The sequence below is a fragment of the Acidobacteriota bacterium genome, assembly GCA_029861955.1.
Classification (GTDB): domain Bacteria; phylum Acidobacteriota; class Polarisedimenticolia; order Polarisedimenticolales; family Polarisedimenticolaceae; genus JAOTYK01.
This window is the reverse complement of sequence record JAOTYK010000022.1, coordinates 1-26,613: the sequence shown is the minus strand read 5'-3', so window position 1 is coordinate 26,613 and position 26,613 is coordinate 1. Positions and strand designations below refer to the sequence as shown.

Below are 26,613 nucleotides of genomic sequence, written 5' to 3'. Positions count from 1 at the left end.
AGATCAGTCGCTGTCGAAGTCCGTTTTCCGGAGGACCCACCGATGACCCGATCGTCTCGCCTGTCATGGCTCGTACTAGCTTTTACCGTCCTGGTCATCTCCCCGACTCTCGCGGATGACTACATTGTCTATGGCGACGCGGGAATTCCGCCCGCGACCAACATCTTTCTTTGGTGCGGCGAGGACCCAAGCGAGCAGGGCTTGTGTCCGTTCTTCAGCGAACGATTCAACATTTGTGATAGTCCCGAGGGCAATCGCCACCTGAACGTCCCCTCGAACACTTGGGCCGGCTTCGGGATGTTCTACGTGGACAACCAGTCCCCGCCCCAGAACACACTCACGGAAGATCTGTCGGCTTTTGCAGGCGGAGACATTCGCTTCTTTGTGAGTACCCCGCATGAACTGGAAGTGGGATTCCAGTGCGATGAGGGGGGAGGGATTCTGGGACATGGCCTCGTGAATCAACTGGCGACCTACGGCTGGGACTCTACCCCGGCATGGCAGGAGATCGTGATTCCGGTGGCCGACTTTTACGGCGGCGCGGACCTCAACACATGCCTCCAAAACGTGAGTGCTTCCTTCACGACCACCGGTGCGGCCAACCCGACCCAATTCAAGATCGACCACATCCGTTGGCGTAAACCAAACTCTCATGCCGGGGCGTCGTCGGTGACGGTTGTCGGAAGGCAGCTGATGGTGAATGGCAAGCCGTTCGTGGTCAATGGAGTGGCCTATTCGCCTCACTCGATCGGTGAGAACTTTACGGGAGGTTTTAGAGATCGTCCCGATCTCTACGCCGACGACTTTTCCGCCATCGCCGGCACGGGCGCGAATGCCGTCCGGACCTATTCCGCGTTCCTTACAACGGCGATGCTGGACGAGGCGTGGGCCAACGGCCTGTTTGTCATCCCGACCTTCGGGATCGACACCGTGCAACTCCAGTGTGATGCCGGTAGAGCGCAGCAGCAGGCCCGACTGGAAGACACGATTCAAGAATGGAAGGACCACCCAGCGCTCCTGTATTGGATACTGGGTAACGAGGTCGCGGTGAGCCAATCGCAAGCCGAGCGTTGCGACTCGGGAACGTGTACGATTTCCTCGGCGGCATGTGCGACCGAGGGCGACTGCGCAAGCGGGACCTGCTCATTTACGACCGCGCAAACCTGTAACCCGGCGGATATGCCCACCACGTGCCCGCAATCCCCGGTAGCGGAGAGTTGTATCCCTGAGTCGTGCTCCAAGGGCTGGTACGCGCAACTCGACACGCTGGCGGCGGCGGCCGACGTTGCCGATCCATCCCACCCGACGGGCGCCTCCAACCCGGACGTCGGCGACATCGGCGTCCCCGGCTGCACCGATGACGCGGCGCTTGCCAGCCTGGACTTATGGGGGATGAACCTCTACCGCGGCTGCACGTTCGCCAACGCACTGAGCACCTACAGGACGGCGTCCGGTAAACCACTGGTCATCACTGAATTCGGGTCGGACGCCTGGAATAGCACCTTGTCCGGGGGTGCCGGAGCGGAAGACCAGGCCATGCAACAGGCCTGCTTGGCGTCATTGCTGACTGAGGCAGAAGCATCGCTTGTGGTCCGCGACCCGGGAAACGGCGTCACCAGCGGTCAGGTGGTCTTTGCGTGGATGGATGAGTGGTGGAAGTCGTTCGACGGGGGATCGTGCACCGACAGCTACTGGGACAAACACGATTCTTGCGAGGATTTTACGAATCCCAACTATACGGTCGACCCTGCCATCAACGAGGAGTGGTGGGGAATCGCGACCATGGAGACGTTCTGTTCAGATATGACGACGCCCTGCACGACCGACGACGATTGTCCGGGCGCCCCGGGAACGTGCGCGATTTCGACTGGCGTATCCTGCAGATTGGATAGCGAGTGTCCGGGGACCTGCTCGGCTACAACCACCCAGACCTGTGTGGAGGATTCCGATTGCCCGGGACTGTGCTCGGGCAATCCCCCAACGACCTGCGCGAACGATTCCGAGTGCAGCGGCCCACAGGTTTGTATTTTCGGAGGCGAGAGGTGTGAGTTCCAGACTTGTGACCGATCTGCTTGCGGCGAAGTCCTGGACCCGACTCAGCGTGTTCTGCGTAGCGCTTACTCTACGGTGTCAGGAACGTACCAGTTGGGCGCCGTCCTGGACCTGAGTGTCGTCACCCACAACTCAGGATCCGGCGCCACCGACATTACCTTCGTCCCGGGAGTCGGCGCGGCGGATCATGCTCTGCACTATGGGCCCCTGAGCGCGGTCTCCACCTATGGATACACCGGGTCGGTGAATGCCCTCGGTGCAACCGGCTCGAGTTCCCTCACGCTGCCCGGCGGTTCGCTGTTCTGGGTGGTGGTCGGTCAGAACGGGTTAGAAGCCTGTTACGGCAAAGACTCCTCGTGTACCGAGCGACCGCCGTACGCCGGTGCCGGCATCCCTCAGGCCGCAAATCGCAATTGTTCCGTTCCTCAGTGTCCGTGATCTAGCTGGCTAACTCTACGCCTGGCGAGCGTTTCAGCTCGCCAGGCGAACGCGCCGCCGCTCCATCATGAAGAGCTTCAAGACCCACCGCGTTTCGGGACTGGCTTTCATCCTGCTGGCGTCTCTGATCGGCGCGGTGCAGCCGGCGTCGGCGCAATGCGTCGACATCCCGGGGTGCGTTCTGGTCTGGTCGGACGAATTCGACGGCACCGCGGTGGACCCGTCCAGGTGGTCCTTCCAGCTCGGTGACGGTACCGAGGTGGGCCTGCCGCCCGGGTGGGGCAACAACGAACTCCAGTACTACCAGGCCGAGAACGCGACGGTCGCGGGGGGCGTGTTGACTCTCACCGCGAAGGAGGAGTCGGTCGCCGGTCATGACTACACGTCGGCCCGCATGCGCTCGCTGGGCAAGGGCGACTGGACCTACGGACGCATTGAAATGCGCGCGAAGATGCCGATCGGACAGGGCCTCTGGCCGGCGTTCTGGATGTTCCCCTCGGACTCGGTTTACGGCGGCTGGGCGGCCAGTGGCGAGATCGACATCGTCGAGTCCATCGGTAGCCAACCCTACCGTATCTTCGGGACGATCCATTACGGCGCCCCCTGGCCCCAGAACCGCTTCTCGTCAACCCGCTACGACCTGAACAGCGGCACGTTCCACGACGGTTTCCACGTCTTCGCCCTGGAGTGGGAGCTCGGCGAGATCCGCTGGTACGTGGACGGTTTACGGTTCGCCAGACGTAGTAGCTGGTTCTCCACCGGTGGGCCGTTCCCGGCACCTTTCAACGCCGACTTCCACCTGCTGTTGAACCTGGCGGTCGGTGGCAACCTGCCCGGCTCGCCCGACCTATCGACGATCTTTCCGCAGGAGTTCGTGATCGATTACGTCAGGGTTTACCAGCTACCGCCAACCGTGGAGATCACCAGCCCGACGGGCGACGACATGCTCGCCCCGGGAGACGATCTGACGGTCACCGCCGACACCCTCGACACCGTTTCGATCCAACGAGTCGAGTTCCTGCAGGACAAGGCTGTTCTCGGTGAGGACACGTCGCCGCCTTTTGAAATCACCGTGCCCGGCGTCGCGGCCGGCTGTTACACCTTGCGGGCGCGGGCGTGGGACGACGGCGGCACGCCGGTCTCCTCGCCGCCGGTGAACATCATGGTTGGGTCCGGCTGCCCACAGGCGCCCTACCGGATGACGCCTGCGGCCGTCCCGGGGACGTTCGAAGCCGAGGACTTCGACATCGGCGGCCAGGGCATCGCGTACAACGACGCCGACTCCAATAACAACGGCGGTGCCTACCGGCCCGGCGAGGGCGTCGATCTGGAGGGCACGTCGGACGCCGGTTCCGGCTTCGATGTCGGCTGGACGGTGCCCGGCGAGTGGATCGAGTACTCGCTGGACGTCACCGCCGGGACCTACGATATCGAGTTGCGGGTAGCCTCGCTGTCCGACGGGGGCACGCTGCACATCGAGTCTGACGGAATCGACGAGACCGGACCCATCACCTTCGCCGCGACCGGCGGCTGGCAGAACTGGACCACGATCCGCGTCGAGGACGTGACCCTTCATGCCGGCATGCAAACGATGCGTCTCGTGATCGACGCAGGCGAGTTCAATATCAACAAGATCTCCGTCGTCGAGCCGCCGGATACGGATGCAGACGGAGTGCCGGACCGCGCCGACGCCTGCGTTCTCTCCGACCTCTCGCCGACCGTGATCATCGACGGCTGCAACTCGGAGACGTCCAACCTGCTGGGCGCCGACGGCTGCACATTCTCCGACAGGATTAGCGAGGCGGCCGCCGGTGCCCTGAATCACGGGGGTTTCGTCAGCAGCGTGAGCCAACTGATGAATGCGGCCAAGAAGGCGGGTCTCGTCAGCGGCGCGCAGAGGGCAGCGGTGGTGAGTTGCGCGGCTCGATCCGACCTACCGTCCGTGGATCGTAGGCGCAGCTCGCGCTCGGTTCCTGCACGGTCAATGACGGGCATTCGGGATCGTCGGTAGTCCATTCCGACAAACGGGGATTCGTCGCATGCTGCGCGACGAATCCCCGTCTTCAGGTCGGAGTTACGAAACAATTGGACGGTCTATCGTCCCCGGCGAGAGCCCCTCAGCGAAGAACCAGAACTGCCTAACTCGTAGGACGGCCGTACCCCGTCGATCGACGATCCCTCGTCAACAGGCACCTTGCGGCTTTCGGTCGAGCCGAAGGACCGTCGGTAGCGCGCCGCACATCGGATAATCTTGCCATTGTCACCGGCGTTAAGAAGTCCCTCGTCTGCCCAGCCGTTGGCCAGGTTGGCGACGCAGGAGACGAACGCCCCCTGATGAATGGCGTCTTCCGCGCACACGTCGATCGCATCGTTCATCGTGCAGCCCGACGCGAGATCGTCGTTGGATACCCCGGAGTCGCACGCATTGATCGTCACGGTCGGTTCCACGTTACAGGTCTCTACGGCAAAGTTGATGTTGTCGTAGAGCACGCCCGAGGGCTGGAACAGGGTCGCCGTACTGGCGAAACCGATCTGAAAAATCTGACCGGGGAGGCTGGCGTCGATCTCGATCGACAGATCAAAGCTACCCCACGTGTCGGGTAGGTCGGTCGTGTCGACCGAGATGAAGTTCGTCAACTGGAACCCGTTATTGGGGTCGAGGGTCTTGATGAACGCGAGCGCCGTCGTCGAACAAGGACAAAGTTCGCTATTGGCATCGTTGATGTTGCCGCGCTTGGCGTCGAAACTGAAGACCCAGGTCTGACCCACGTCGCCTGCGCCGACGATCTGCTCCTGGAAGACGTTGGCTTCAATCCAATGCCCGTTGCCGTGATCGCCGTTGTTGTAATCGTTGTAGATGACCAACTGCTGGTCACCCTGAGGGAGCCCGCCCTGGCCGAAATCAATGGCCGAGAACGCCGCTCCTCCGTTGGGCGCCCCGAACACGCCGTAACCGTAGAGATAGCCGCCCGAAACACCGTCGAAGACGTTGCCGAAGACGAGCCAACCGTCGGTGGTCAGCGCGCCGGGGTCCGCCTGGTCCAGGAATTCGAAATCCTGAGCATAGGGGCTCAATTGAGCGTGGACCGGGACAGTCATCAGGACCGCCAGTGCAATCGGTGCAACACAGCAAAGCAATCTGCGAATCATCGAATATTCCCCCTTATTCCTATTGGATTCTTGAGTGTGCATCAATTAGGTACCACCAATTGACAGCGCTGTCAATTTGAAACGACACAAACCCACATTCGGTTGGATCGCGGTGCGTGGAAAGTACTGAGAAAACCCGTGAGACGGAATTAGGGATACCACGTACGCGACGACCCGGCCGCCCCGATCATCGAAAAACCAGCCAAACCAGCGCCACCATGACGACCAGCAGGATCGACAGATACCGATCGCGGCGTCGCCACGCCGGGCTCGATCGCAGCTCTCTGCCCGTCCCGGGAGCCCCGCCAGTGGCGGTGGCGAACGTCAGACCGGCGAGCTTCTCGTCCGGCTCGGCCGGGGTCAGCAGGCTCACGGCGATCAGCACGCCGGTACAGATCGCAAACAGGAAGACGGCGAAGTGCAGGAAGTTGATATCGGCATACCAGAAGAGCCATCCGCTCGTCGAATCCTTGGTGAGTTCCAGGATGAGTCGTGCCGCGCCAAGCACGAACCCGGTGCCCAGCGACGCGATGGCACCTGCGCTGTTGACCCGCTTCCAGAAGATACCGAGCAGAAACACCGCAGCGATCGGCGGTGAGATGTAGGCCTGAACACTCTGCAGGTAGACGTACAGTTGTCCTGAGATGTGCTTCATCAACGGGATCCACAGCAGACCGAAGCCGACCAGCGCAAGCGTCGACAACTTGCCGACGACGACCAACCGCCGCTCCGACGCGTCCGGTCGAATCTTGCGGTAGACGTCCCACGTGATCAGCGTGGAGCAGGAGTTGAACACCGCCGCAAGCGAGCTCATCAGGGCTGCCAGGAAACCGGCCATGACCAGGCCGCGTATGCCGATGGGTAAGAGGGATCGAATCATCTCGGGGAGCGCGTGATCGGCACGGGCGATCTCGAGTTGTCCCGTCTTGGCGAGCGCGGCGGCGACCACGCCGGGGATGACGAAGATGAACAGAGGCAGGATCTTGAGAAACCCGCCGAAGATCGTCCCACGACGGGCGTGGTCGATCCCGTTGGCGGACAGAACCCGCTGCACGATGAACTGGTCGGTGCACCAGTACCACACGCCGAGGATCGGGGCGCCGAACAGGATTCCGGTCCATGGGAAGGACGGGTGATCCATCGGTTGCCACATGTCGAAGGTGCCCGGCTCACTGGCCGCCATCAGCGCACTCACCCCACCCAGCTTGACCAGGCCGATCACCGTGACGAGGATCGCTCCCCCGATCAGCATGATCGTCTGCAACATCTCGGTGTAGAGCACCGCCCGCAACCCCCCGAGTACGGTGTAGATCCCCGTGGCGACGACGATGATCAGGGCACCGGTCCAGAAGTTACCGCCGAGAAGAACCTCGTAGACAATCCCTCCGGCGTACAAAGTCACGGAGATCTTCGTCAGCACGTATCCGATGATGGAGATGACCGCCAGATACCAGCGTGCCGCAGGCGAATACCGCCGTTCGAGAAACTCCGGCATCGTGTAGACGCTGCTCCGGAGATAGAACGGGACGAAGAGCCAGCCAAGAATCAGCAGGATCAGCGATGCCAGGACTTCGAACTGGCCCACGGCGACACCGCTGTCGTAGCCGGTCCCGGCAAGACCGACGAGGTGTTCGGATCCGATGTTGGAAGCGAACAACGCGGTTCCGACGACGAACCACCCGACGTTGCGGCCGGCGAGGAAATAGCCGGCGGTGGATTCGTGGGTATCTTTTTTTCTACCGGCCACCCACCACGCGACACCGAAAATCGCCGCGAAGTAGAGCGCAATCACAACCCAATCGAGTGAGGCCAGCTGATTCATCTCTCCGACCTACTCAAAACGGATATCGTCGACGATCACCTCGCAGGGCACGAGCGCCCCCGCCTGATCCGCAGGCCTCCACAAGCCGAGGATCGCGACCTGCGACAGATCGATCTTGTCGAACTCGGCCAGCGGTACGCTGAACGTTCTCCATCCGGCCTCGTCGCGACTCGACACGTGCTCGATAAGGTTGACAGACTGTGCATTCATCTCCGGACCTTCCAACTTCAGCTCGAGCCTGGCCACCTCGTCGGGTAGCCTAAGTCGCATTGCGACTGCGCCGGCTGAGCCAGTGTCGTGTTCGCCGAGGAAGAAGTACACGCCACCCCAGCCCCTGCCCGTGAAGACGAGCCTCAGCGCCCTTCCGCCCTCGGCCTCTTCGATCGGCACGACGCCGGATGCCACCAGGCCCGGTCCCAGCGGATTGACGCTGCCGTTCTGGACGGCCCCGGCGAGCCCTGCGCGCAACGCGACGGCGATGTCCGGACCGACGGCCTTGAGTTGTTCGGGATAGCTCGGCGACGACGGACCCGCAGGCATCAACTCCGGGTAGAGCGTCTGCATCACAGGCTTGGCCTTGCGATCGGCCGTGAACAGTCCCCAGTGTCCCTCGGTCCCGGTTCCCTTCCAGGACTCGTCGAAGGACGAGAAGAAGAACACCGTGACCTCGTTCTCTCGAGCCCAGTGCGTCAGCTCCTCGTAATAGCGTTGCTGTTTCCGCTCGTCCCCGCCCCGTGGAACGTGCTGGTTGCCTTCGGTGTAGCTGGCCCAACCCGCCTCGCCAATGACAATGGTCTTCTCGGGGTGGGCGGCGCGAACATCCTCGAAGTTCGCGACGGTGTACGACAGACCCTCGTCGATGTCCCTCCGCTCCCACAACGGGTAGGTGTGGATCGTAATGAAGTCGACCTCGCGCGCCATCGCCGCCCCGTGTTCTCGCCACCAGACGTAGTTGTCCGCCACGGTCACGGGCTGGGTCACACCCGCCTTGACCTCGCGGACGTAACCGATCACCCGCTCTTCGGGCACCGGATGTTCCGTCCATCCAATCAGAACCTCGTTGCCGACGTTGACGGCCAGCACGATTTCTTCGTATTCCCTGGCGAGGCGGATGCCGTCGGCGACCTGCCGCGCGTTGCTCCGCTCAGCTCCCGGTTCGCGCTCGAGCCAGATTCCAAGCATCACTTTTAGATCGAGTCCCTCGCGCCGGATCACCTCGAGCACGTCCTCGCCGTGCCGATCGCTGCCGTACAGCCGGATCAGTCGCCAGTTCCTTGCCAGGATGCGGAGATCCTCCTCGACCTGCTCCTGCGAGGGACGCGCACCGCTACCCGGGCTCTGGCCGTCGCGGTAGCCGGAGTACGCGATCGCCTGGCCCTTCAAGGCATTTTCCGGTCCGGGGGCCATCTGCGCGCCGTGCTCCTGACAGGCCAACACGACCATGCTGCCCAGCAACGTAAGAAGGATGGTCGCCGCTCTCATTCCAGCACCTCGGAGCCCAGTTTTCCGCGTCGACGCTCCAACTCGGCCCGTATCTCGTACGCTCTCCGTTCGCTGATCGGGTAGGTGAGCATGATGACGATCGCAAGCGCGGACGTCACCAGGGGTACGCCAACGTCAAACACCCTCAGGAAGAACAGGGTCTTCTCGGGCTGCGCCGCCAACTCGACGGCAAATCCGGACACGTTCAGCATGATGCCCGTAAGCAGGCCGGCCAACGCCATCCCGATCTTGACCATCCACCAGTAGATGGCCCCGAAAACACCCTCGCGGCGTTGGTGCGTCCCCAACTCGTCGTAGTCGCAGACATCCGCGATCATCGAGCCCATCAGCGTAAACAGCGACCCGACTCCGAAGGCGACGAACGGTGCCGCGAAGAGCAGCCAGTAGGGATGATCCGGGTTATAGCCGATCCACTTCAGGGCGTAGCCAATCATCGATATGGAGATGGTGAGGAGAAACGTCTTGCGCTTGCCGAAGCGGGTCGCAAGCCAGCCCGTGAGCAGGATGACCCCAATGGTGGAGGCGGCGGTCACCGTCCCGAACCAACCCAGCAGTTCGCCGGCTCTGGAGTCATCCCCGCCGTAGACGTAGTAGATCATCACGTACAGCGAGAAGGACATCCCGAGCTGGTAACCGTTGAAGACCAGGAAGGTTGCGGCACAGATTTTCACGAACGGCTTGCACCCGAGTGTGATGCCGACACCCTTGAAGAACTGGAGCGTGTTTGCAAACACGCCCTGCTGTTTCCCTGCAGCGGGAACCGGCAGGTGTCTTTCTCTGCAAAACACGGCGGGAACGACGCCCAGAACCGCGACGGTGATCCCGACCGCGATGGCCAGCGTTCGGGCGCCGTGCACCGTGTCCCGGAACAGGTTCTGGTTGGCCATGATGGCGTAGAACCAGGGCACCCCCAGCCAGACCAACTGGCCGGCGGTGTTCGCAAACATATGCAGTCGGGTTCGTTCGTGATAATCCGCGGTCATTTCGTAGCCGAAGGCCACGAAGGGCGTCGCATACAGTGTGTAGGCAAGGAAGAACAGGACCGACGCGCCCAGGAACACCCAGAAGTAGAAACTCTCGCTCCGCCCGCCGGGCAGCTGCCACATCAGGGCAAAGATCAGCCCCGATAGGATCGCGCCGACCAGGATGAAAGGACGGCGGCGTCCCCACATCGTGCGCGTCCGATCGGAGATGTACCCCACCATCGGGTCGGAAATTGCGTCGAAGGCGCGCGGGATCGCGGCAATCAGGCCGACAAGAAACGGGTCCATGCCCAGACCCAGGTTGAGGATGACGACCATGGCAGGCAGTGCCGCGGCCTGCAGGTTGTTCACGAACATCCCCACTGCGTAGGCCGACTTCTGCCGCAGCGGGATCCGGTCTTCCGCAGCCGTGATGTGATGCTCGGTTGTGTTCAAGGTGTAACCCCCGCAACATCCACGACAAGCTTTGTGATGCGCTGCTCCCGACGGAACAGAGATTGGCTAAGCGCCGGCCCTAGACGTGTGCCCGGAATGACGGTCGGGGCACCTTGCTCGCCGAATACCTGCAAGCGCGCGGAGTCCGCCATGCGGTAAACGACCGGTACCCCGCAAAGCGTGAAGGCGAGCGATCGGGGCGGCAATTCCTCCGTCAGCTCCGGGCCGCCGGTCGAGTAGCTCCAGGAGGCCGGTTCCTGCAGGAATTCGTCTCGGCCAAGCATGACCGGCTCGAAGGCTACTTCACCGTTGGCAACGCGCACACCGAGCTGTCGGAAACGGGTGATCAGGTCTTCCTTCACCTGCCCTGTCAGGCCCGGTTGCTGTACACCGGTGAATCCGGGTGTGTGCGAATAGGGATCGACGGGGAACGCGCCGTATTCGGCCGGCGGTTTGTGCATCCCCAGTCCATCCCGAGTTTCCCGGAAGCACACACCAAGGCGTCCGACTAACGATGCATCCGCGCCGGCGTCCACGGCAGCGGATAACACTTCGCCGATCGCCAGCAGCAACTTCGACACCATGTGCCAGTAGATGCAGCCCAACCCCTCGTACTTGTACATCGAGCCGGAGCGGCCGGTGAAGCGCCGGTGCGCGAACACCGCCTCGTAGACGTCACATAGCCTGGCGGTATCTTCCTCGTTGACTGCCGGGTCCCGATCCAGCGCGGCCCGAAGTTCGTTCGCATTCCTGAAGACACCGTTGAAATGCACATGGCCGTTGATGTCGCGCTCGACATAATCCGTGCGGCCCGCTTCCAGCTCGCCCCCGATCCAGTTATCGCCCTCCACCAGGGACGAAGGGATCACATTCTTGTCAAGGAACGACGTTAGCGTCCGGTCCGGGTAGAGCAGGTAACTGTTCTGATCCTCCCGATACAATCGGCTCGCTCTTAGCGCCTCGACGAGCGCCAACGCTGCATCGTTGTCCAGGTAGCCGGAACTCAACACCGCCACCTGGCCTTCCAGCATCTCGTCGAGCGGTTCCACTTCGAAGCCGTCAGTTCCGAACCGAACCAGGTTGTACGAGTGGTACAACCCATCCTCCCTGCGGCCGCGCGCAATGCTGTGGTCAAGGAAGCTCAGCGTCAGTTTGGTGAAGTCCTGCAGGTCTCGGTTTCCAAGCGGCGCCTTCTCACCGCTGGGGCCCCGGTAGGTCCGGGAGCGGTATTGATCGTTCACCGCACCCATGCCGTCCATGAACGATTTTCGGTCGGCCGCGTCTGCGGGCCCCTCAAGCAGGGCGATGTGGTCCTTCAATACCGCGTTGATGCCCGCAAAGTACTGAGCCAATTCCCGCGAAACGTCAAAGCTCGTTGTCGCGCTCTCATGGAGCAGCTCGCCCAGCAGCTGCATGTATCGGCGCAGGTAACAAAGCGTGACCATGGAGAGCCCGTGGCCAACAAGAGCGTTGTTCGCGTCGTTCCATTCCGGACGCTGGGTGTTCATCCAGATCCCGCCGCAGGGAACCAGATTGCCAATTCTGGCAAGCGCCGAGACCATCAGTTTTTCCAACAGGTTGACCCTGTAAATTGATCCATCTTCCAGCGTGACCAGCTTCCCGTCGGCACCGATGTCGGCGACACGTTTCGCAACCGCCCGAGCACGATCGTCGTCGTACTCGACGGTGTTTCTGGAATCGTCGAGCAACTCACCGTACGGCTTGATCCGATAGGGCACATCCGCGTAGACGAACCGGTTCCGGGTCAACGATTCGCCGAGCAGCCCGGGATGATAGTTGCGCGAGAGTTCCAGCAACCTGAGGAGGTACACGACCTGGTGATCCCCCCAGTAACCGATGTTCGACCAGGGAACTTCCGGTTCTAACACCTCCCAGTCGATGCCGTCCCTGGATATGCGGTAAGGGTTATGCCCGTCGGCGGTCGAGGCGTTGACAAACTTGGCGACGAAGCTCTCGATGTATTCCGGGAAGGAGAGGGCCAGAGCTTCCCAGTTCTGAAAAATGTCGCGCCAGTTTCCCTGATAGTTCAGGGTCTCCGACCCATCGGTGTCCTCGAGACGGATGGAAAAGTGATTCCAGGGCCGGCTGGGGTCTCCGTGCCGGCGGCTGAACGTCAGCGGCAAATATTCGTAGACGAGCCGGATAAAGGCTTCACTCTGGCTGTCTTCGGCCAGCTTCAGCGCCGAGTTCAGCGTCAGCGGCCCATCGAGCTTGACCAGCGCGGATTCAACCGTTTCAAGCAGCGGTAGGTTCCGCCGGCTCACGAAGTTCAGAAAGTCGGCACGAGGGAATCGGTAATCGTGTGGGAACACACCCCCCCGCATGATGTTGGACAGGGTGTTGGAAAAGTGCCGGCCGGTGACCAGATCGTCGGCAGACTTCTGAAATCCATCCGCACTGCCGGCCAATTGTTCCAGTCGAGTTGTACCGTCCGCGACATCCTGTTCGATCGCATCGGCAGGAATCCCCTGCCGGATGGCTTGCAGCAAGTTGGCCGTCTGAGACGGGCCCTGTTCGACATCCGCCAGCAATCGCCAGCCGTGGCCCGATTCTGATGGCAGGGTAAGAACCGACTGAACGAAGAAAGCGCCTCGCTTACCCTTGCCCAACGCTTCGGCATGGACCTTCTCACCCATGCAGAATGCAGCGACCTGGTCTTCCGAAAGTAGCACCCGGGCCTGCTCGAGGCCGGTGCTCCAGACGACCGTGGCTTTCAACGCCTCACTCGGTTCGGCTCGGTCGGTCAAGATGGAACTGAGTGTGAAGATTCCGGCACAGCCGCCGGTGACCGCTTCAGCCTGCTTGTAGGCGTCCACCAGCGTACTCAACTCGGCCTGTGCGGCGCGGTCGACGCCGTAGGGCAGAAGATTCCGCAATCCGTCCAGCAGTTCGACGCGAACCTCGTCCGCGCCAATGTTGAGCAATCGCGATTCCCGTATGAACCCAAAGCGGTTCCCGGTGGTCCACGAGTAGGAGAATGAAAGGCCGAGGTCGTGGTTGACTTCCTCGAACAGCAGCTTGTTGCCCGGCACGTTCTTGTACAGGTTTCGCTCGAGGTCGTAGACGAGCGGGCCGGTTTCAAACGGCTGCCAGAGCATGGTCTTGCCACCCCGCGCAGCCAGCAGCACGGTCTTGGGCCCGGTCGTCTCGCAGGCATCGTGGATCTTGTCGTCGGTGCAGTACGGGAAGAGTGCGTTTTCCGGGTCTCTGCGGCCGCAGGTCAGACCACCGGTACTGGAGACGAACAACCAATGATCGTAGCCGCTGAGCACAGACACAAAGAACGGTGGCATCGTGTGATAGTTGGCAATCTTGTAGAACCGTTCGCCATCCCTATCCACCCATTCCCCGCCACCCGCCGGACCGGGCACACGAACGACGGACTCACCGAGAAACGGCTGCTGCTTGGGTCGCTGTGCCATCAAGACCTGGCCTACTCAACCGCGACCGGCGACCAAGATGGACTTGGGGCGTCGACTCGGCATCGACCGGACGATCAGAATTTCAGCCCGATGTGGAATCCGTAGTTCCGCGGCTCGCTGAAGCTGCCCTTGGCGACCTGTTCTGCGGCTCCGCCCCACCACTGGATTACCTCGTTCGTCAGATTGTAACCGTAGAATTCCGTCGTCCAATTCCCGTGGTAGATGCGAACCCCCGCATGCACCATGGACCACGCTTCACGCTTGTCGTCCGTGTACTTGATGTCCTCGTCGAAGATAACAAACTCCAGGTCGTCCGTGTGTTTGTCGACGTTCCACACGGTCAGGTAGGAGTCGTCCTCCCAGTGAGCCGTTACCCATGGAACGACCGTCGTCTGGCCTGAGGGCATGAGAAAGGCATGATCGAGCGTCATGTGGAGCTTGAACGGTGCCGACACGGCCAACTCGTTGCCCTTGAGATTGACCTCTAACTCCGGCGTCTCCGGGTTGATCGAATCGTCGAACGAGAGATTCAAGTAGGAGACCGGATCGTAACTCCAGATCGTCAACCAGTCCTCGGTGATTTTCGTATCCAGCCAACTCGCATAGCCCTTGATCCGGCCACCGCGCCACGGGCGCCAGTCGTACTCGAACTCGAACCCCTGAATCTTCGCCCCGGGCACGTTCTGCGTGAAGTAAGCGGTGATTGGAGCGGGTACCCAACCGAAGAGGAATCCGCCAAAGGGGTCCGGGATCAGGTTCCCGAAGTCGTCCCGGATAAAATCCAATCTCTCGGTGAAACCGATCGCGCCAACCGACGCGTACTGCATATCTTCGTAATTGGAATAGAAGTAGGCGCCTCTCAGATCGAGCTTTTTCTTCGGCAGCCGTTGCTTGAAGCCGAGCTCAATGGTGGTCACCTCTTCCGGAATATACGAGGTTTCAACACGGATCTGCTCGTTGGTCCTCGGGTTGACCTCGTCGAACACGTCGCCGATGCCGCCCGCCTTGAAGCCCGTCGCAATGTAGGCGTAGAGGAGTGTGTTGTCGCTTTTGTCGTAGTCCAGCCCGACACGGAAATCGCTGTGGGACCAGGAACCCTTGTTATCGTTGGCCGTGAATTCCGGGTAGTTGGCGGGATCTGCGAAGAAGCCTATCGGTAACGCATTCAGGGACTCCCGCTCGAAGGCGGTCAGACCCGGGATGATCATCTCGCGGTCGACCTGGGGCGCACAGCCATTGGCCACCGTGCAGTTGTAGGTGCGCCCACCCTTGTCTTCCTTGGTCTCGTCACTGAAGCGGTATCCGAGAGTGACGTGCCACTTGGGCGAGTAGGAGTAGGTTCCCTGGGCAAAGAGCGCGGCCGCATTCGTGCCACGGTTCGGCTGATCGAACAGAGCCTTGCTGTCGATCGTGTTGTCGAAGTAACCGATCGTCTGCGTTCTCTCGCGGAAATAGTTCACTCCCGTGATCCAGTTGAAATTCTTGTCGCCGTACGATTGGAGCTGGAATTCGTGCGAGTACGCTTGCGAGCCGGTGCCGGGTAGGAAGAAGAACGCCTGATCCCATGCGTTCAGGCTCTGCTCCATATCCTGGGCCGACTCACGTTCCAATCTTTCGCCGCCGCCGACGTACACGAAGCGCAGGTCATCCTTGATGTCCCAGGTGACTCGGGAGCGCAGATAGTTGATGTCGAGGAAAAGTCGGCCGGGCGTGCTGACCACGGCCTGGTAGGTGTCGTCTTTCGGGAACATGTCGCCGCAGTCATTCGTGCCGAATTGTACGATGCCGATCTGATCGCCGAAGGTCGGCGAGTTCTCGTCTTCGTCGAACACGTTCTCGTATTTCGGGCGCCCTCGAAGCTTCTTGCAGTTGACCAGATCGACTCCACCGGCGCTGTCGCTCCTGTACTGCTGAAAGCTAAAGTCCACGGCGACCTTCTTGCTGGGCTTCCAGAGAGCGCTCAGCCGATACGCCCACTCGTCGGCGTTCATGTAGAAGTCTTCGCTATCCGCGGCCACGAGCTCACGGATTTCGTAGCCCTCGCCGTTGTTGGCGGTGTTGGCCCACCAGTTGGCGTTCTGGGTTCGCGTGTAGCATCTGGGGCTTGTACACAGGTTTTCGCCCGTCGTCGCGTCGAGACTGCCGGGTGCGATGACGTCGGCTTCCTGCACCAGACCCGCAATCCGGCGCTGGTCGTACTGGTTCGGGTCCCAGTAGCCCTTGAGGTAAGAATCGCGCTGGTAGGACCGAGCCGCGACTCGAAAGGCGAACTTGTCGGAGACCGGGATATTGACCATGCTGGCGACTTCTTGCGAGTTCCAGATTCCGCCCCGCACGACCCCGGTGCCTTCGAACTTGTTCAGCTTGGGCTTGGCCGTCACGATGTTAATGCTGCCGACCGTCGAGTTCCTTCCGAAGAGCGTCCCCTGGGGCCCACGTAGCACCTCGACCCGCTCGTTGTCGAACATCAGCCCGAGGATCCCCTGCATCCGCGGTGAGTAGACTCCGTCCATATGAACGCCGACGGCCGAGTCGCCGAGTTCGGTTTCGTTGGTCGAGCGCACGCCACGCATGGAGATGATCGGGGCCGATTGTCCATTGATGGTGGCGATGTCCATGTTCGGGACCATCTGGGCCATGTCCCGGATGTTCTGAACCCCTTCCCGATCCAGCTCGTCCTGGTCGAACACCGAGACGGCAATCGGGGTCTTCATCAGATCGGTTTCGACTTTGGTCGCGGTGACGGTGACCGACTCGTCGTACGGATCGGGTGTAGGCGTCTTCGCCTTCTCCTTCTCGTCAGTGGGGTCCTTCGACTCGTCGGTCTCAGGTGTTTTCTCTTCCTGCTTTTCTTCCGTTGTCTCTTTCGCCTTCTCTGGCTCCTGGGCCAGACTGAGACCGACCCCGATCAGGGAGATCGCTCCGAGACAGAACAGAACCACCAGTCCCCGGCCAGCCTTCATTGGGTCCCCTCCCCCGCTTCTCGTCGTGCTGGATCCGCCAAGCTCACGTAGTGAACGACCGCTGAACTGGCGTGACCATCTCGTGTGGAATCCAACGATGATAGCTCCCGATGAGTGCGATCCTTGCTTTTTGGGCCACCTGAACGTACGAGGTAGGTGACAGCGCTGTCAAGCACCAATGACAGCGTTGTCAGACATTCTAGACAACGCCGTTTTTTTCTGCGACCATCGAGGGAGGTTCTTAGCGACTTTTGGCCGTGCGCCGACCGAAAAGTTGCTTCCCAATGGGGCATTGCTTTGGATGACCAGCGACATTCGGTGGGTTTTCGCCCAAACAGGATCCTGGCGGGAGATATCGGCGCCACCCACTCCAGGCTCGCAGTCTTCCGCCACCAGAACAACCGCTATGAGATCTTGCGCTCGGCGACCTACTCGAGCCCGAAACACCGTTCCCTGACGGAGGTTCTCGCGAGTTTCCTCGAGAACGAACAGGCGGAATTCGATGCTGTCTGTCTCGGACTTCCCGTGCCGATCCATTCACAGGTCGTGTTTCCTTTTACGAATCTCCCATGGCGCGTCGATCGGAAAGAGGTTCTCCGGGCGGTCGGAACCGATCGGGTCGCGCTGATCAACGATGTGCAAGCTTCGGCGGCTGGGATCCATCGACTCTCTGACGCAGATCTTGTTTGCTTGCAACCCGGGCAGGTGGATCCCGCCGGAAATCGCGTCGTGGTATCCGTGGGAACGGGGCTGGGCGTGAGCGCTCTCAGTCCGTCGGGTCACGCTTTCGCCACGGAAGCCGGCCACGCGACCTTCGCGCCCAGCTGTGCATTCGATCTCGACCTTCAGGCAAGACTGCAGCATGAGTACGGGCATGTCAGTTGGGAGAGAGTTGCATCGGGGTTGGCTCTGCCGGCCATCCATGCGCTGCTTGCGCCGGAACAATCTCCACTCCTGGAGGCTTCCGAGATTGTCCGTCGCTCCAGCTCAGACCTCGTTTGTATCGAGGCCGTCGAGACGTTTCGACGCTACATCGGGTCCGCAGTAGGGAATATTGCTCTGACCTTGATGGCGAGCGGAGGCCTCTATCTCACTGGCGGTGTTGCCGCGAAGGTTCTCGATAAGAACAATGCCGATTCGTTCATCAGCGCATTTCGCGACAAGGGTCGCATGCGGGACCTGCTCGAGCGCATGCCGGTGTTTCTCGTGATTGAGAACAACCTTGCGCTGCATGGCGCGGCAGAGACGGCGATCACACTTCTGAGTGATAAACCGGATGATTGCTAAGCGAACGACCATCACCGATGTCGCGCAGCGCGCAGGGGTTTCTATCAAGACCGTCTCGCGGGTCTTCAACCGCGAGCCCCACGTCCGCCCGTCGACAATCGAGAAGGTGCTCGCCGCCGCCGAGGCCCTTAACTACCATCCGAATCTATCGGCTCGCCGGCTTGCCAGCAATCAAACCTATGTGATCGGAATGCTCTATGACAATCCAAATTCCGACTACGTGACCGATGTGCAGTACGGATCGCTGCAGGCGTGTCGGGAGCACGGCTATAACTTACTGATCCACCCGTGTAAGGCGGATTCTGCCGAACTGATGGAGGAGGTCGTCAGTCTGCATCGCCAGGTCGATGGCTTCATCATGCTCCAGCCGGTTTCAGACCTACATGAGCTCTGCCAGTTCCTGCTTGAACACAAGGTCGCCTGTGCGCGAGTCTCCCAGCGCCCCTTCGAAGGATTCCCCTGGATCTCGGTCGGCGACTCGGAGGCCGCGGATCAAATGACCGAACACCTTCTGGGACTCGGTCACCGTCGGATCGGGTTCATCATCGGGCATCCCGAACACGGCACAAGCCACGATCGTCTCGCCGGCTACCGCAGTGCACTCGCCAGGCACAACATCGAATACGATGACACCCTCGTTGAGCAGGGTCGGTTTGATTACGCGTCCGGTTTTTCGTGCGCACGAAAGTTGCTGTCGCTAGAACCTCGCCCGACGGCCATCTTTGCCAGTAACGACCCGATGGCCATGGGTGTTTTGTCCGCCGCCCATGAAATTGGGCTCGCGGTTCCTCGCCAACTCTCGGTCTCCGGCTTCGACGATTCGCCGTTGGCCCGGCACGCGTGGCCGCCGTTAACAACCGTGCGCCAGCCCATCACCGAAGTCGCACGGCTGGCGACCGATGTCTTGATGAAACGACTGCGGGGTCGATTCACTGGCGATTCCGATCATCGCCTGCAAGCGGAACTGGTGCGTCGTGATTCGACGGGGCGCCCGGGCTAACGCTGACCTGGGGCCCGACGCTTCGGCTCTTCGTACCCATCGAGCACAAATGTGACGCGAGATGGGTGGCCGCGATGCCTGTCGTGAAAGGCCCCGACCGGATTTACCGGCCGGGGCCTAAGGGTGCGGGGTCCATCACGCCCCGCAGGAGGATGAGATTAATCGCAAACCAACTGGATCGACTCGTTGTATTCCATCGTGTGCCTCACCGTTGCCTTAATTGTCGGGCGCAAGAAGAGAAACTGCAATAGCGATCGGCGGGCAACAAGAGACCGAGTGAATCGTTTTAGAGATGCCTCAAACAGCGGCCGTCATCGGGGTCGCGATCTCCCTGTGGGGTATGCTTCGAGCATGCGCGGTATTAACGGTTGGTTCGGTGTCGGGGCGCTGTTGGCCGGTGTGGGGGTCTTGCTCGGCGCGTTCGGGGCTCACGGTTTGAAGGGGCGGGTCACGCCGGAACTGCTGGTCATCTTCGAGACCGGGGTCCGCTACCAGCTGTTCCATGCGTTGGGGTTACTGTCGGTCGGTTGGGCCGCCACCCGGGCGCCATCGACCTGGATCAGCGTCGCCGGCTGGGCGTTCGCCCTCGGCATCGCGATCTTCTCCGGTAGCCTCTACGTGATGACCGTCACGGGTGCGCGCTGGTTGGGTGCCATCACACCGATCGGTGGTCTCGCGTTCCTCACGGGTTGGGCCTGCCTGACCGTGGGTGCCTGGCGAAAGCCCTAGTTGTACTCCGCCCGTACAACCTGGAACCTGTGCCGACAGTCGGAGTTCGGCATGACCTTGCGCAGTTGCCTCGAACTCCCCGGCTGAAGCCAGTAGTCGCGTTCGATCGGTTTCTTAGTCGTGGTCGTACTCGAACAGGTCTTCACGTGCCGCAATGTTGTCTTGATCTGCTTGTCCGCATCGTTTGTGACGGTGTAGATGAGGTTCCCCCTGGAGTCCTTCTCCGAGTGGACCCTCACATCCTGACGCGCATCGGCAAACGTCGCCGAGGTGGAGACGGCTGCGAGTGTGACCATGATGAGGTAGGCGAGTTTTCGCACGTTGTGAGTCCTTATCTGCTTGTTTGAATGTAGGTTCGGGGACGCTGGCAGGCAAGAATGAGGCGTTTTCGAACTTCCCGGCGACTCGTGGCACACTTCTTAGCGCGTCCCCTAACCGACTGGAGCCCCGGATGACGACCCTGAAGATCATGACCCCCCGAAATCGCCTCGCAGTCCTGACGCTCGCGCTGGCCTGTTTAGCCCTCCCGTCGACGGTGACGCGGGCGCAATCCGAAGCCGTCCTCGACACCGACATCCACGGCCTGCGGATCGCCGTCGAGGAGTTGGTCATCTTGCTGCGTCGGCAAAACCAACAGGCGGAAGTCCGCGGCCTGATGAGCCAGATCCTGGCACTCGACGCGGGCATCGTGTCGCTCGATGAATCCCAGCGCGAACTCATGAGCGAGCGTGCGAAGGTCGCCAACGATCTCGCGACTCTGCGACTCGAGCACGGCCAGACCCGACGCCGGATGCAGCAGCCCGAGCGACCCGGGGCCACCTCGGAAAGCCTGCGGGGATTATTCGAATTGCAGAAAGAGCGACTGGTCTCTCTCGAACAACGACGGGACTACATGGACGGCCGACTCGTAGAACTACGGGACACGCTTCTGCTCCGCAAGCTTCAACAGCAAGAACTCGAAACGTTGTTCACCGACGCGACCACCTCGCCGGACACCACGGAATAGCAAAAAGGGGACAGATTTATTTTTCTGATCCGTGATCAGAAAAATAAATCTGTCCCCTTTTTGGCTGGCGTCGGAATCAGGTCTGGTCGTCAATCTTCCCGGCGGGCGCGCAACGCTTGACGGACGCGATTCCGCCCGAGCAGCCCGACGAACCGGCGTAGATCTGCGAACGTCCGATCGGCTCGCCGTTCGAAGCCTTCAGAACGAAACGGGCACCGCCGCCCTTGGCCTTGGCGCGATCGAAGTTCTTGTCTGCTTTGGCGTGCTTCTTGATCGACTTGATGCCATTCAGGGCCGAAGACTTGCTCTTGTAACGCTCGCTGGTCAGGACGACGCGTCCGTTGTTGGCGACCAGGTTGAACATGTACTGACCGCCACGATCCTTCTTGATAACGAACTTGCTTGCCACGGGGACCTCCTTCAGTTGAATGGTCATTTATTCTAACGCGCTTTATGAGCGGAAGAAAGTATCGCGAGTCGCGTCCAACATCGACCTCGAGGACTCTCTTAGGCAAGACGGAACGGGAAGGACCGACCCCAGCGCCTGTTCGTCGGTGGTGAGTCCTACGGCCAGCCCGACGGGTTCTCCGGCAACATACTCGAGTCGCTTCATCGCCAACTGTCTTGAGTTTCCAGGCAAACTCCAACAGGGCCCCTACTGACTGGACAACAAGCTCACGGGACCTCACGTTCTATCTGTGACGACCGAATACGCCGCCGACCGCCGCAACCAATCGATGCCGCGCTCGGGTCAGGGTAATCAACCGTCGCAAGAAAGAGGGTCGGATGAAAGTCGCTCCACTCCCCGCCAACGAGGCTAGCAGGCTCGCCCAGCTTGTCGAGTACGACATCCTCGACACGATGCCTGAACAGGCCTACGACGACATCACGTTCCTCGCCGCGTGGATCTGCAATACGCCGATCGCGCTGGTCAGCCTTGTCGACGGTGACCGGCAGTGGTTCAAATCGAAGGTCGGACTCGACGCGACGGAGACCTCCCGCGATCTGGCCTTTTGCGCGCACGCGATCCACAATCCCGACGAGATGCTGATCGTTCCCAACGCCACCAAAGACGATCGATTCGCGGACAACCCGCTGGTCAAGGAAGATCCCTCGATCCGTTTTTACGCCGGCGCTCCACTCAAGACCTCGGACGGCTGCGCACTGGGGACGCTTTGTGTGATCGATCGCGAACCTCGTGAGTTGAAACCGGGGCAACAAAAGGCCCTCGGGGCGCTCTCCCGGCAGGTCATGGGACAACTCGAACTGCGCAAAGCGGTAGGAGACCTGAAACGCAAATCCGCGGATCTGCGCAAGTACCAGGAGCGACTGGAGAATTATCAGTGCCGTCTCGAGCAGGCCAACGAATCGCTTTCTGCGAAGAGCCAGACGGACTCGCTGACCGGCCTGGACAACCGTGCGGCTTTCGACCGGCGTCTGGACGAGGAGTTCCACCGCGCCCAGCGCCACGGGCACCCGTTGTCCCTGCTCTTGCTGGACGTGGATCATTTCAAGTCATTCAACGACGAGTTCGGCCATTCCACCGGTGACGCCGTGCTTCAGGGTGTCGCCCGGCTGCTGAGCGAGAAGAGACGGGCCCAGGATATGGTCGCGCGTTTCGGAGGCGAGGAGTTTGCCGTGGTGCTCCCCGATACGAACACCGAGGGAGCCGTCATCCTGGCCGAACGATTCCGCCGAGCCGTCGAATCAGAATCCTGGGCGGATAAGTCGGTCACAATCAGCGCCGGCGTGGCCACGCTCGACAGCGGAATCGACGGTTGCCGCGGCTTGATCGATGCGGCCGACCAGGCTCTTTACGCGGCCAAAAACAGCGGCCGCAACTGCGTCATCGAAGCGGGCGCTACCGCCGAGAAAATCCAAGGCTAGCCTCCATCCAGGACCCGGCTCGAATAAGAGAGCGTAAAGGGGTCTTGACACTTCCTGGCGAGTCTCGCGAGTGCCGCTCGGCGGTGTTACCATCGCGTCACTGCCAGAACCGAAACAGGAGTCGATCCAATGTCCACCCGTCTTGACCTGTCCAAGCTAAGCCTCATGGATGCCCTCGACCTCGCGAAGCTGATCGAGATGGAGGCGCATCACCGCTACCTTCTGTTCGCCTCCCAACTCGGCCGCACCGGCGGTTACGATGCTGGAGCCTTCTTCGCCACGATGGCCCAGAATGAGGCCAAGCACGGCCAGGAGTTGGAAGCACGACGCAAAAAACTGTTTGGTGATGCCCCCGCTAAAGTGACGCTGGACGATCTGTTCGACGTCGAAGCCCCGGATACGGGTGCACCGCGCCGCGGTATGTCGATCGTCCAGGCGTTCGAGGTCGGGCTCGCCGCCGAAAAGAAGGCCCACGACTTCTACGACATGGCCTTGGTCGGCGTCACCGATCCTGACGTGCGGGCACTGTTCACCGAGCTTCGCGACGAGGAGACCGAGCACGTCGAGTTGCTGAATGAGGCACTGGCGAAGCTACCCCCGAGCGCTAGCGACGTGCTCGAGTTCGACGCCGACGAGTCCCCGTTTTTGTAGGGAATCGGCCCCCTATGCCGGGTTCCCCTTATAGGCGGCTCCTGACCTGCGGTCGTACATTCCTGCCCATTGAAGCCCCACGGGTTGGCGCAGGAGACCGCCTGCATGCATTTCAACGGCACGGATTACATCGTCACCGAGCATGGGCGGCAGCGGATCGGTTCAGGCATCAACGAGATCGGACAGGCGGTCCTGGACTTCGTGAAGACGGCCCCCGTGGCCTGTTCCTTCTCGCGCCTGATGGACTCCCTTCTGGAGGAGTACGACGTCGACCGGGCTATTCTAGAGAAAGACGTCCGCGCCTTCCTCCTGATCTGCATCGGTACCGATGCTCTCGTCGAACCCGGAAAGCAGAAACTGTACGGCCTCGACCTGTCGGTCACCAACAAGTGCAACGCGACTTGTGTCTACTGCCCGACTCCCAGGATCGAGGCGCCCAAACGTCTTCTCGAGATGGACGAGGTCACCAAGTTGATCGACGAACTCTCGGCCCCCGAATTCGAGGCCGAACTGGGCCGGCTGACCACGATCGAGATCGGCGGTCTGACGGAGCCGCTGATGCATCGCCAGGCCATCGACATTCTTCGAGAGTTCAAGCGCCGTTATCCGACCCCGTTCGTCATCCTTTATACCAACGCGGTCCTGCTGACCCCGGAACACATCTCTGCGCTGCTCGGTGAGGAGCTGATCAGCTCGCTGGTCGTGAGCATCGACGGTGTGGACCAGCACGAGCACTTCGCCGCCAAGGGTGTTCCCTATGCCACGGTAGAAAAGAATCTCGAGCAGTTCATCCGCACGCGGGACGAGTTGAACTCCGCGTGCCGCGTCATGATCCATGTGCTGCCCTACGCCCGCTATCGGGCATTGGTACAAAAACAACTGAATCGAGACCCGTTGATCACGCCCCGTAGCGGCGGCGAGTTCCGGGACCAGACGGCCGAGGTCGTCGCCCGCTGGCAGCCGCTCCTGTCCGATACCGACACGATCCGCGATGGCGCGGAATCGTTCCAGCTGCGGGGCGAGTACCGTCTGGACTCCGACACCTTCGCCGTTCCCGAGGAGGCGCTGAACTGTCCGTGGCCCGACTACGTCGCCCACTCCCTCAGCGTAACCTCTAACGGCGACGTCGTGATCTGTTGCAACGACTTCCAGAAGGAAAGCGTCCTGGGTAACTTCCTGACCACGAGTCTCTACGACATCGTCGTCGGCCCTCGTCGCCGATTCATCGAGAAACTGACCCGCAACGACCGGGAGAATCTCCCGACCCGTTGCCTGCAACGCAAGTACTGCCAGCCCCTTTCGTTCGGCCAGAATGGAGACCGTCATGATCTACAACGCTAAACCCTACGCCATGTCCCCGTACAAGTTCCGTCACGGTAACTTCCAACCCAACGCAGTCGGCAACGACATTGTCGCCTTCATCACCACGTCGCCCACGAACAGTACCTTCGAGGGGCTCATCAAGAACCTGGCATCGATGTACGACGTCGACATTCAGACTCTGGAAGCCGACGCCCGCGCGTTTCTCGATGACTGCATCCATCGCGACATCCTCATCAACCCGGACGTGAAGCGGGAGGGCGAGGCGGTCGTCGAGGAGATCCACAAGATCCAGGAGAGCATCCCGGAGTTGACGATCGACAAGTTCGGCTACCTGGCGACCCTCGGGAAGCCATGGACGCCCGGCTGCCAATCCTGCTCTCGTGGCAAGTGGGCGGTCTTCAACGTGGGCATCGGCTGCAACCTGGATTGTTGGTACTGCCCATACACGGGAGGTCTCGAGAAGGAGCAGCTTGATCAGACTCAGGGAACCCAGGGCGGCATCGAGCACATCAGTTTCATGGGTCTGCGATTCAGCTTCCAGGAGTTGAAGCTCCAGTTTGACCTGATCGCCGATAAGTTCGATGCCTTCGCCTGGATCGGCGGCGAACCGATGATGCCCCAGGTACTCGACGACGCCCTGCCGATGATCAAGTACTTCCACGAGACCTACCCCGACTACCACCAGTGGATGTACACCAACGGCTCGTACGCCACGACGGAGAACATGCAGCGGCTTTACGACGTGGGCATCCGGGAGTTGCGCTTCAATCTCTCCGCCGTCGGTTTCAGCCGCAAGGTGATTGCCCGTATGAAGGAAGCCAAGAAGATCTTCCCCTACGTCTGCATGGAAATCCCGATGACCAAGAAGAGCTACGAGGGTCTGATGACCCACTACAAGGAAATCCTGGATACGGGTCTCGACCAGATGAATCTGGCGGAGTTCATGGTCGGCGATACTCAGATCAACAACGGCGATGAACTGGAGGAAGAGGGAAAGCTCTACAACTTCAAGGGCTTCATTTGCTCTCCCGTTTCCAGCCGGCAGTACACCTACAAGGTCATCAAGCAGGCCGCGGAAGAGAAGTGGCCCGTCGTGATCAACGACTGCAGCAACGAGTACAAGTATTACAAACTGTCGATCCAGGAGAACAAGGGCGTCAACATTTTCCAGGGACGGGTCGGATACTGGAACAACCACTACAGCCTGGAGGACATCGAGAAGTTCAACGAGAAGATGGGGTAGGCCGCTGTCCGCCGCGTGCACGCTCTAGATTACGCTGCACCCGACGGTCGGCCGCCGCGAGGGTGGACTCGTCTTGTTCGTCGGCCTCTCGCAGAATCTCCGCCAGCGTCGTTCCGATCGAATCGACCCTGTCGAACAACTCGTTCTGCTTCCAGATGCCTTGTCCTAGATGGGCGAACGAAATCGCACCGCCGGCGTTGACGATGTAATCCGGTGCGTAGAGGATGCCTCGCTCTCGCAACCGTTCAACATCGTCGCGCACTTCCAACTGGTTGTTCGCAGCACCGGCGACGATCTGGCACTCGAGTCTGGGAATGGTCCGTTGATTCAGGGTCGCACCGACGGCGCAGGGAGCGAAAATGTCGCAGGCTGTCGAGTACGGGTCGCCGCCGTTGATCCACTCGGCGCCGTGTAACCTGGCCAATTCACTTGCGTGGCCCTCGTCGACGTCGTCAATTAGAATTTCTGCACCTTCCTCGTCCAACATACGAATCAGATGGCCGCCGACATTTCCGGCGCCCTGGACGACCACCCTGCGGCCCCGCAGCGAGGCATCACCGAACTTGTGTTCGAGAGCCGTCTTCATCGCCGTCAGAACGCCGCGGGCGGTGTAGGGGCTTGGATCCACCTTGTTGCCGTTGACGTCGTAGCCGTGCATGTGATCGGTGTGTCGGGCAAGGTAATCCATATCTTCCGGA

19 protein-coding genes are annotated in these 26,613 nt (G+C 60.9%); 10 read left to right on the top strand and 9 right to left on the bottom strand.

What is annotated here, in order from left to right; translation table 11 throughout:
- Window positions 1-42 precede the first annotated feature (42 nt).
- Both OES25_11845 and OES25_11840 read left to right on the top strand, forming a co-directional pair.
- Window positions 43-2,490, top strand: a complete 2,448-nt coding sequence (locus OES25_11845; GenBank protein ID MDH3628326.1) for a hypothetical protein — start codon at window positions 43-45, stop codon at window positions 2,488-2,490.
- Between the two features lie 67 nt (window positions 2,491-2,557).
- On the top strand, window positions 2,558-4,501 hold the full coding sequence (locus OES25_11840) for a family 16 glycosylhydrolase (GenBank protein ID MDH3628325.1): 1,944 nt from the start codon (window positions 2,558-2,560) through the stop codon (window positions 4,499-4,501).
- Between the two features lie 83 nt (window positions 4,502-4,584).
- Here OES25_11840 and OES25_11835 read toward each other — a convergent pair whose 3' ends face one another.
- From OES25_11835 to OES25_11810, 6 genes are all read right to left on the bottom strand, one after another.
- The gene (locus OES25_11835) at window positions 4,585-5,640 is read right to left on the bottom strand and encodes a hypothetical protein (protein ID MDH3628324.1); all 1,056 of its coding nucleotides are present in this window, start codon (window positions 5,638-5,640) and stop codon (window positions 4,585-4,587) included.
- A 187-nt stretch (window positions 5,641-5,827) separates the two neighbouring features.
- Window positions 5,828-7,462, bottom strand: coding sequence for a sodium:solute symporter (locus OES25_11830; GenBank protein ID MDH3628323.1), 1,635 nt, complete (start codon window positions 7,460-7,462; stop codon window positions 5,828-5,830).
- 9 nt (window positions 7,463-7,471) lie between these two features.
- On the bottom strand, window positions 7,472-8,944 hold the full coding sequence (locus OES25_11825; GenBank protein MDH3628322.1) for a hypothetical protein: 1,473 nt from the start codon (window positions 8,942-8,944) through the stop codon (window positions 7,472-7,474).
- Window positions 8,941-10,383 carry an MFS transporter gene (locus OES25_11820; GenBank protein ID MDH3628321.1) on the bottom strand — a complete coding sequence of 481 codons (1,443 nt, stop codon included), beginning with the start codon at window positions 10,381-10,383 and terminating at the stop codon, window positions 8,941-8,943. The genes OES25_11825 and OES25_11820 overlap by 4 nt, the downstream gene beginning before the upstream one ends.
- Window positions 10,380-13,826, bottom strand: a complete 3,447-nt coding sequence (locus OES25_11815) for a hypothetical protein (GenBank protein MDH3628320.1) — start codon at window positions 13,824-13,826, stop codon at window positions 10,380-10,382. Before OES25_11815 ends, OES25_11820 begins: the two co-directional genes overlap by 4 nt.
- A gap of 74 nt (window positions 13,827-13,900) precedes the next feature.
- Entirely contained in the window at window positions 13,901-16,789 is a 2,889-nt protein-coding gene (locus OES25_11810) for a TonB-dependent receptor (protein ID MDH3628319.1), read from the bottom strand.
- 318 nt (window positions 16,790-17,107) lie between these two features.
- On the opposite strand from OES25_11810, the gene OES25_11805 reads away from it, so the two are divergent.
- The 3 genes from OES25_11805 to OES25_11795 all read left to right on the top strand — a co-directional run bounded on the left by OES25_11805 (window position 17,108) and on the right by OES25_11795 (window position 19,805).
- Window positions 17,108-18,076, top strand: coding sequence for a glucokinase (locus OES25_11805; GenBank protein ID MDH3628318.1), 969 nt, complete (start codon window positions 17,108-17,110; stop codon window positions 18,074-18,076).
- Complete coding sequence (locus tag OES25_11800; protein MDH3628317.1) at window positions 18,066-19,076, top strand: LacI family DNA-binding transcriptional regulator; 1,011 nt, start codon at window positions 18,066-18,068, stop codon at window positions 19,074-19,076. Before OES25_11805 ends, OES25_11800 begins: the two co-directional genes overlap by 11 nt.
- 351 nt (window positions 19,077-19,427) lie before the next feature.
- Entirely contained in the window at window positions 19,428-19,805 is a 378-nt protein-coding gene (locus OES25_11795) for a DUF423 domain-containing protein (GenBank protein MDH3628316.1), read from the top strand.
- Here the strand turns inward: OES25_11795 and OES25_11790 are convergent.
- Complete coding sequence (locus tag OES25_11790; protein MDH3628315.1) at window positions 19,802-20,125, bottom strand: hypothetical protein; 324 nt, start codon at window positions 20,123-20,125, stop codon at window positions 19,802-19,804. The two genes, OES25_11795 and OES25_11790, sit on opposite strands and share 4 nt — an antisense overlap.
- 131 nt (window positions 20,126-20,256) lie before the next feature.
- Between OES25_11790 and OES25_11785 the strand changes: the two genes are divergently transcribed.
- Window positions 20,257-20,811, top strand: coding sequence for a hypothetical protein (locus OES25_11785; protein ID MDH3628314.1), 555 nt, complete (start codon window positions 20,257-20,259; stop codon window positions 20,809-20,811).
- A gap of 76 nt (window positions 20,812-20,887) precedes the next feature.
- On the opposite strand, the gene OES25_11780 is transcribed toward OES25_11785, so the two are convergent.
- A complete protein-coding gene (locus tag OES25_11780; GenBank protein ID MDH3628313.1) occupies window positions 20,888-21,220 on the bottom strand; it encodes a YegP family protein in 333 nt (110 codons plus the stop codon).
- A gap of 377 nt (window positions 21,221-21,597) precedes the next feature.
- Here OES25_11780 and OES25_11775 point away from each other — a divergent pair, with 377 nt between their 5' ends.
- The 4 genes from OES25_11775 (at window position 21,598) to OES25_11760 (ending at window position 25,915) form a co-directional block, all read left to right on the top strand.
- Window positions 21,598-22,698: a sensor domain-containing diguanylate cyclase gene (locus tag OES25_11775; GenBank protein MDH3628312.1), complete on the top strand. Its 1,101-nt coding sequence runs from the start codon at window positions 21,598-21,600 to the stop codon at window positions 22,696-22,698.
- 129 nt (window positions 22,699-22,827) lie between these two features.
- A complete protein-coding gene (locus tag OES25_11770) occupies window positions 22,828-23,349 on the top strand; it encodes a ferritin family protein (GenBank protein MDH3628311.1) in 522 nt (173 codons plus the stop codon).
- A gap of 69 nt (window positions 23,350-23,418) precedes the next feature.
- The gene (locus tag OES25_11765) at window positions 23,419-24,690 is read left to right on the top strand and encodes a radical SAM protein (protein ID MDH3628310.1); all 1,272 of its coding nucleotides are present in this window, start codon (window positions 23,419-23,421) and stop codon (window positions 24,688-24,690) included.
- Window positions 24,674-25,915, top strand: a complete 1,242-nt coding sequence (locus OES25_11760; protein MDH3628309.1) for a hypothetical protein — start codon at window positions 24,674-24,676, stop codon at window positions 25,913-25,915. The genes OES25_11765 and OES25_11760 overlap by 17 nt, the downstream gene beginning before the upstream one ends.
- Here the strand turns inward: OES25_11760 and OES25_11755 are convergent.
- Window positions 25,896-26,613 (bottom strand): Glu/Leu/Phe/Val dehydrogenase family protein (locus OES25_11755; protein ID MDH3628308.1); only part of this gene is annotated, 718 nt, incomplete at its 5' end. The two genes, OES25_11760 and OES25_11755, sit on opposite strands and share 20 nt — an antisense overlap.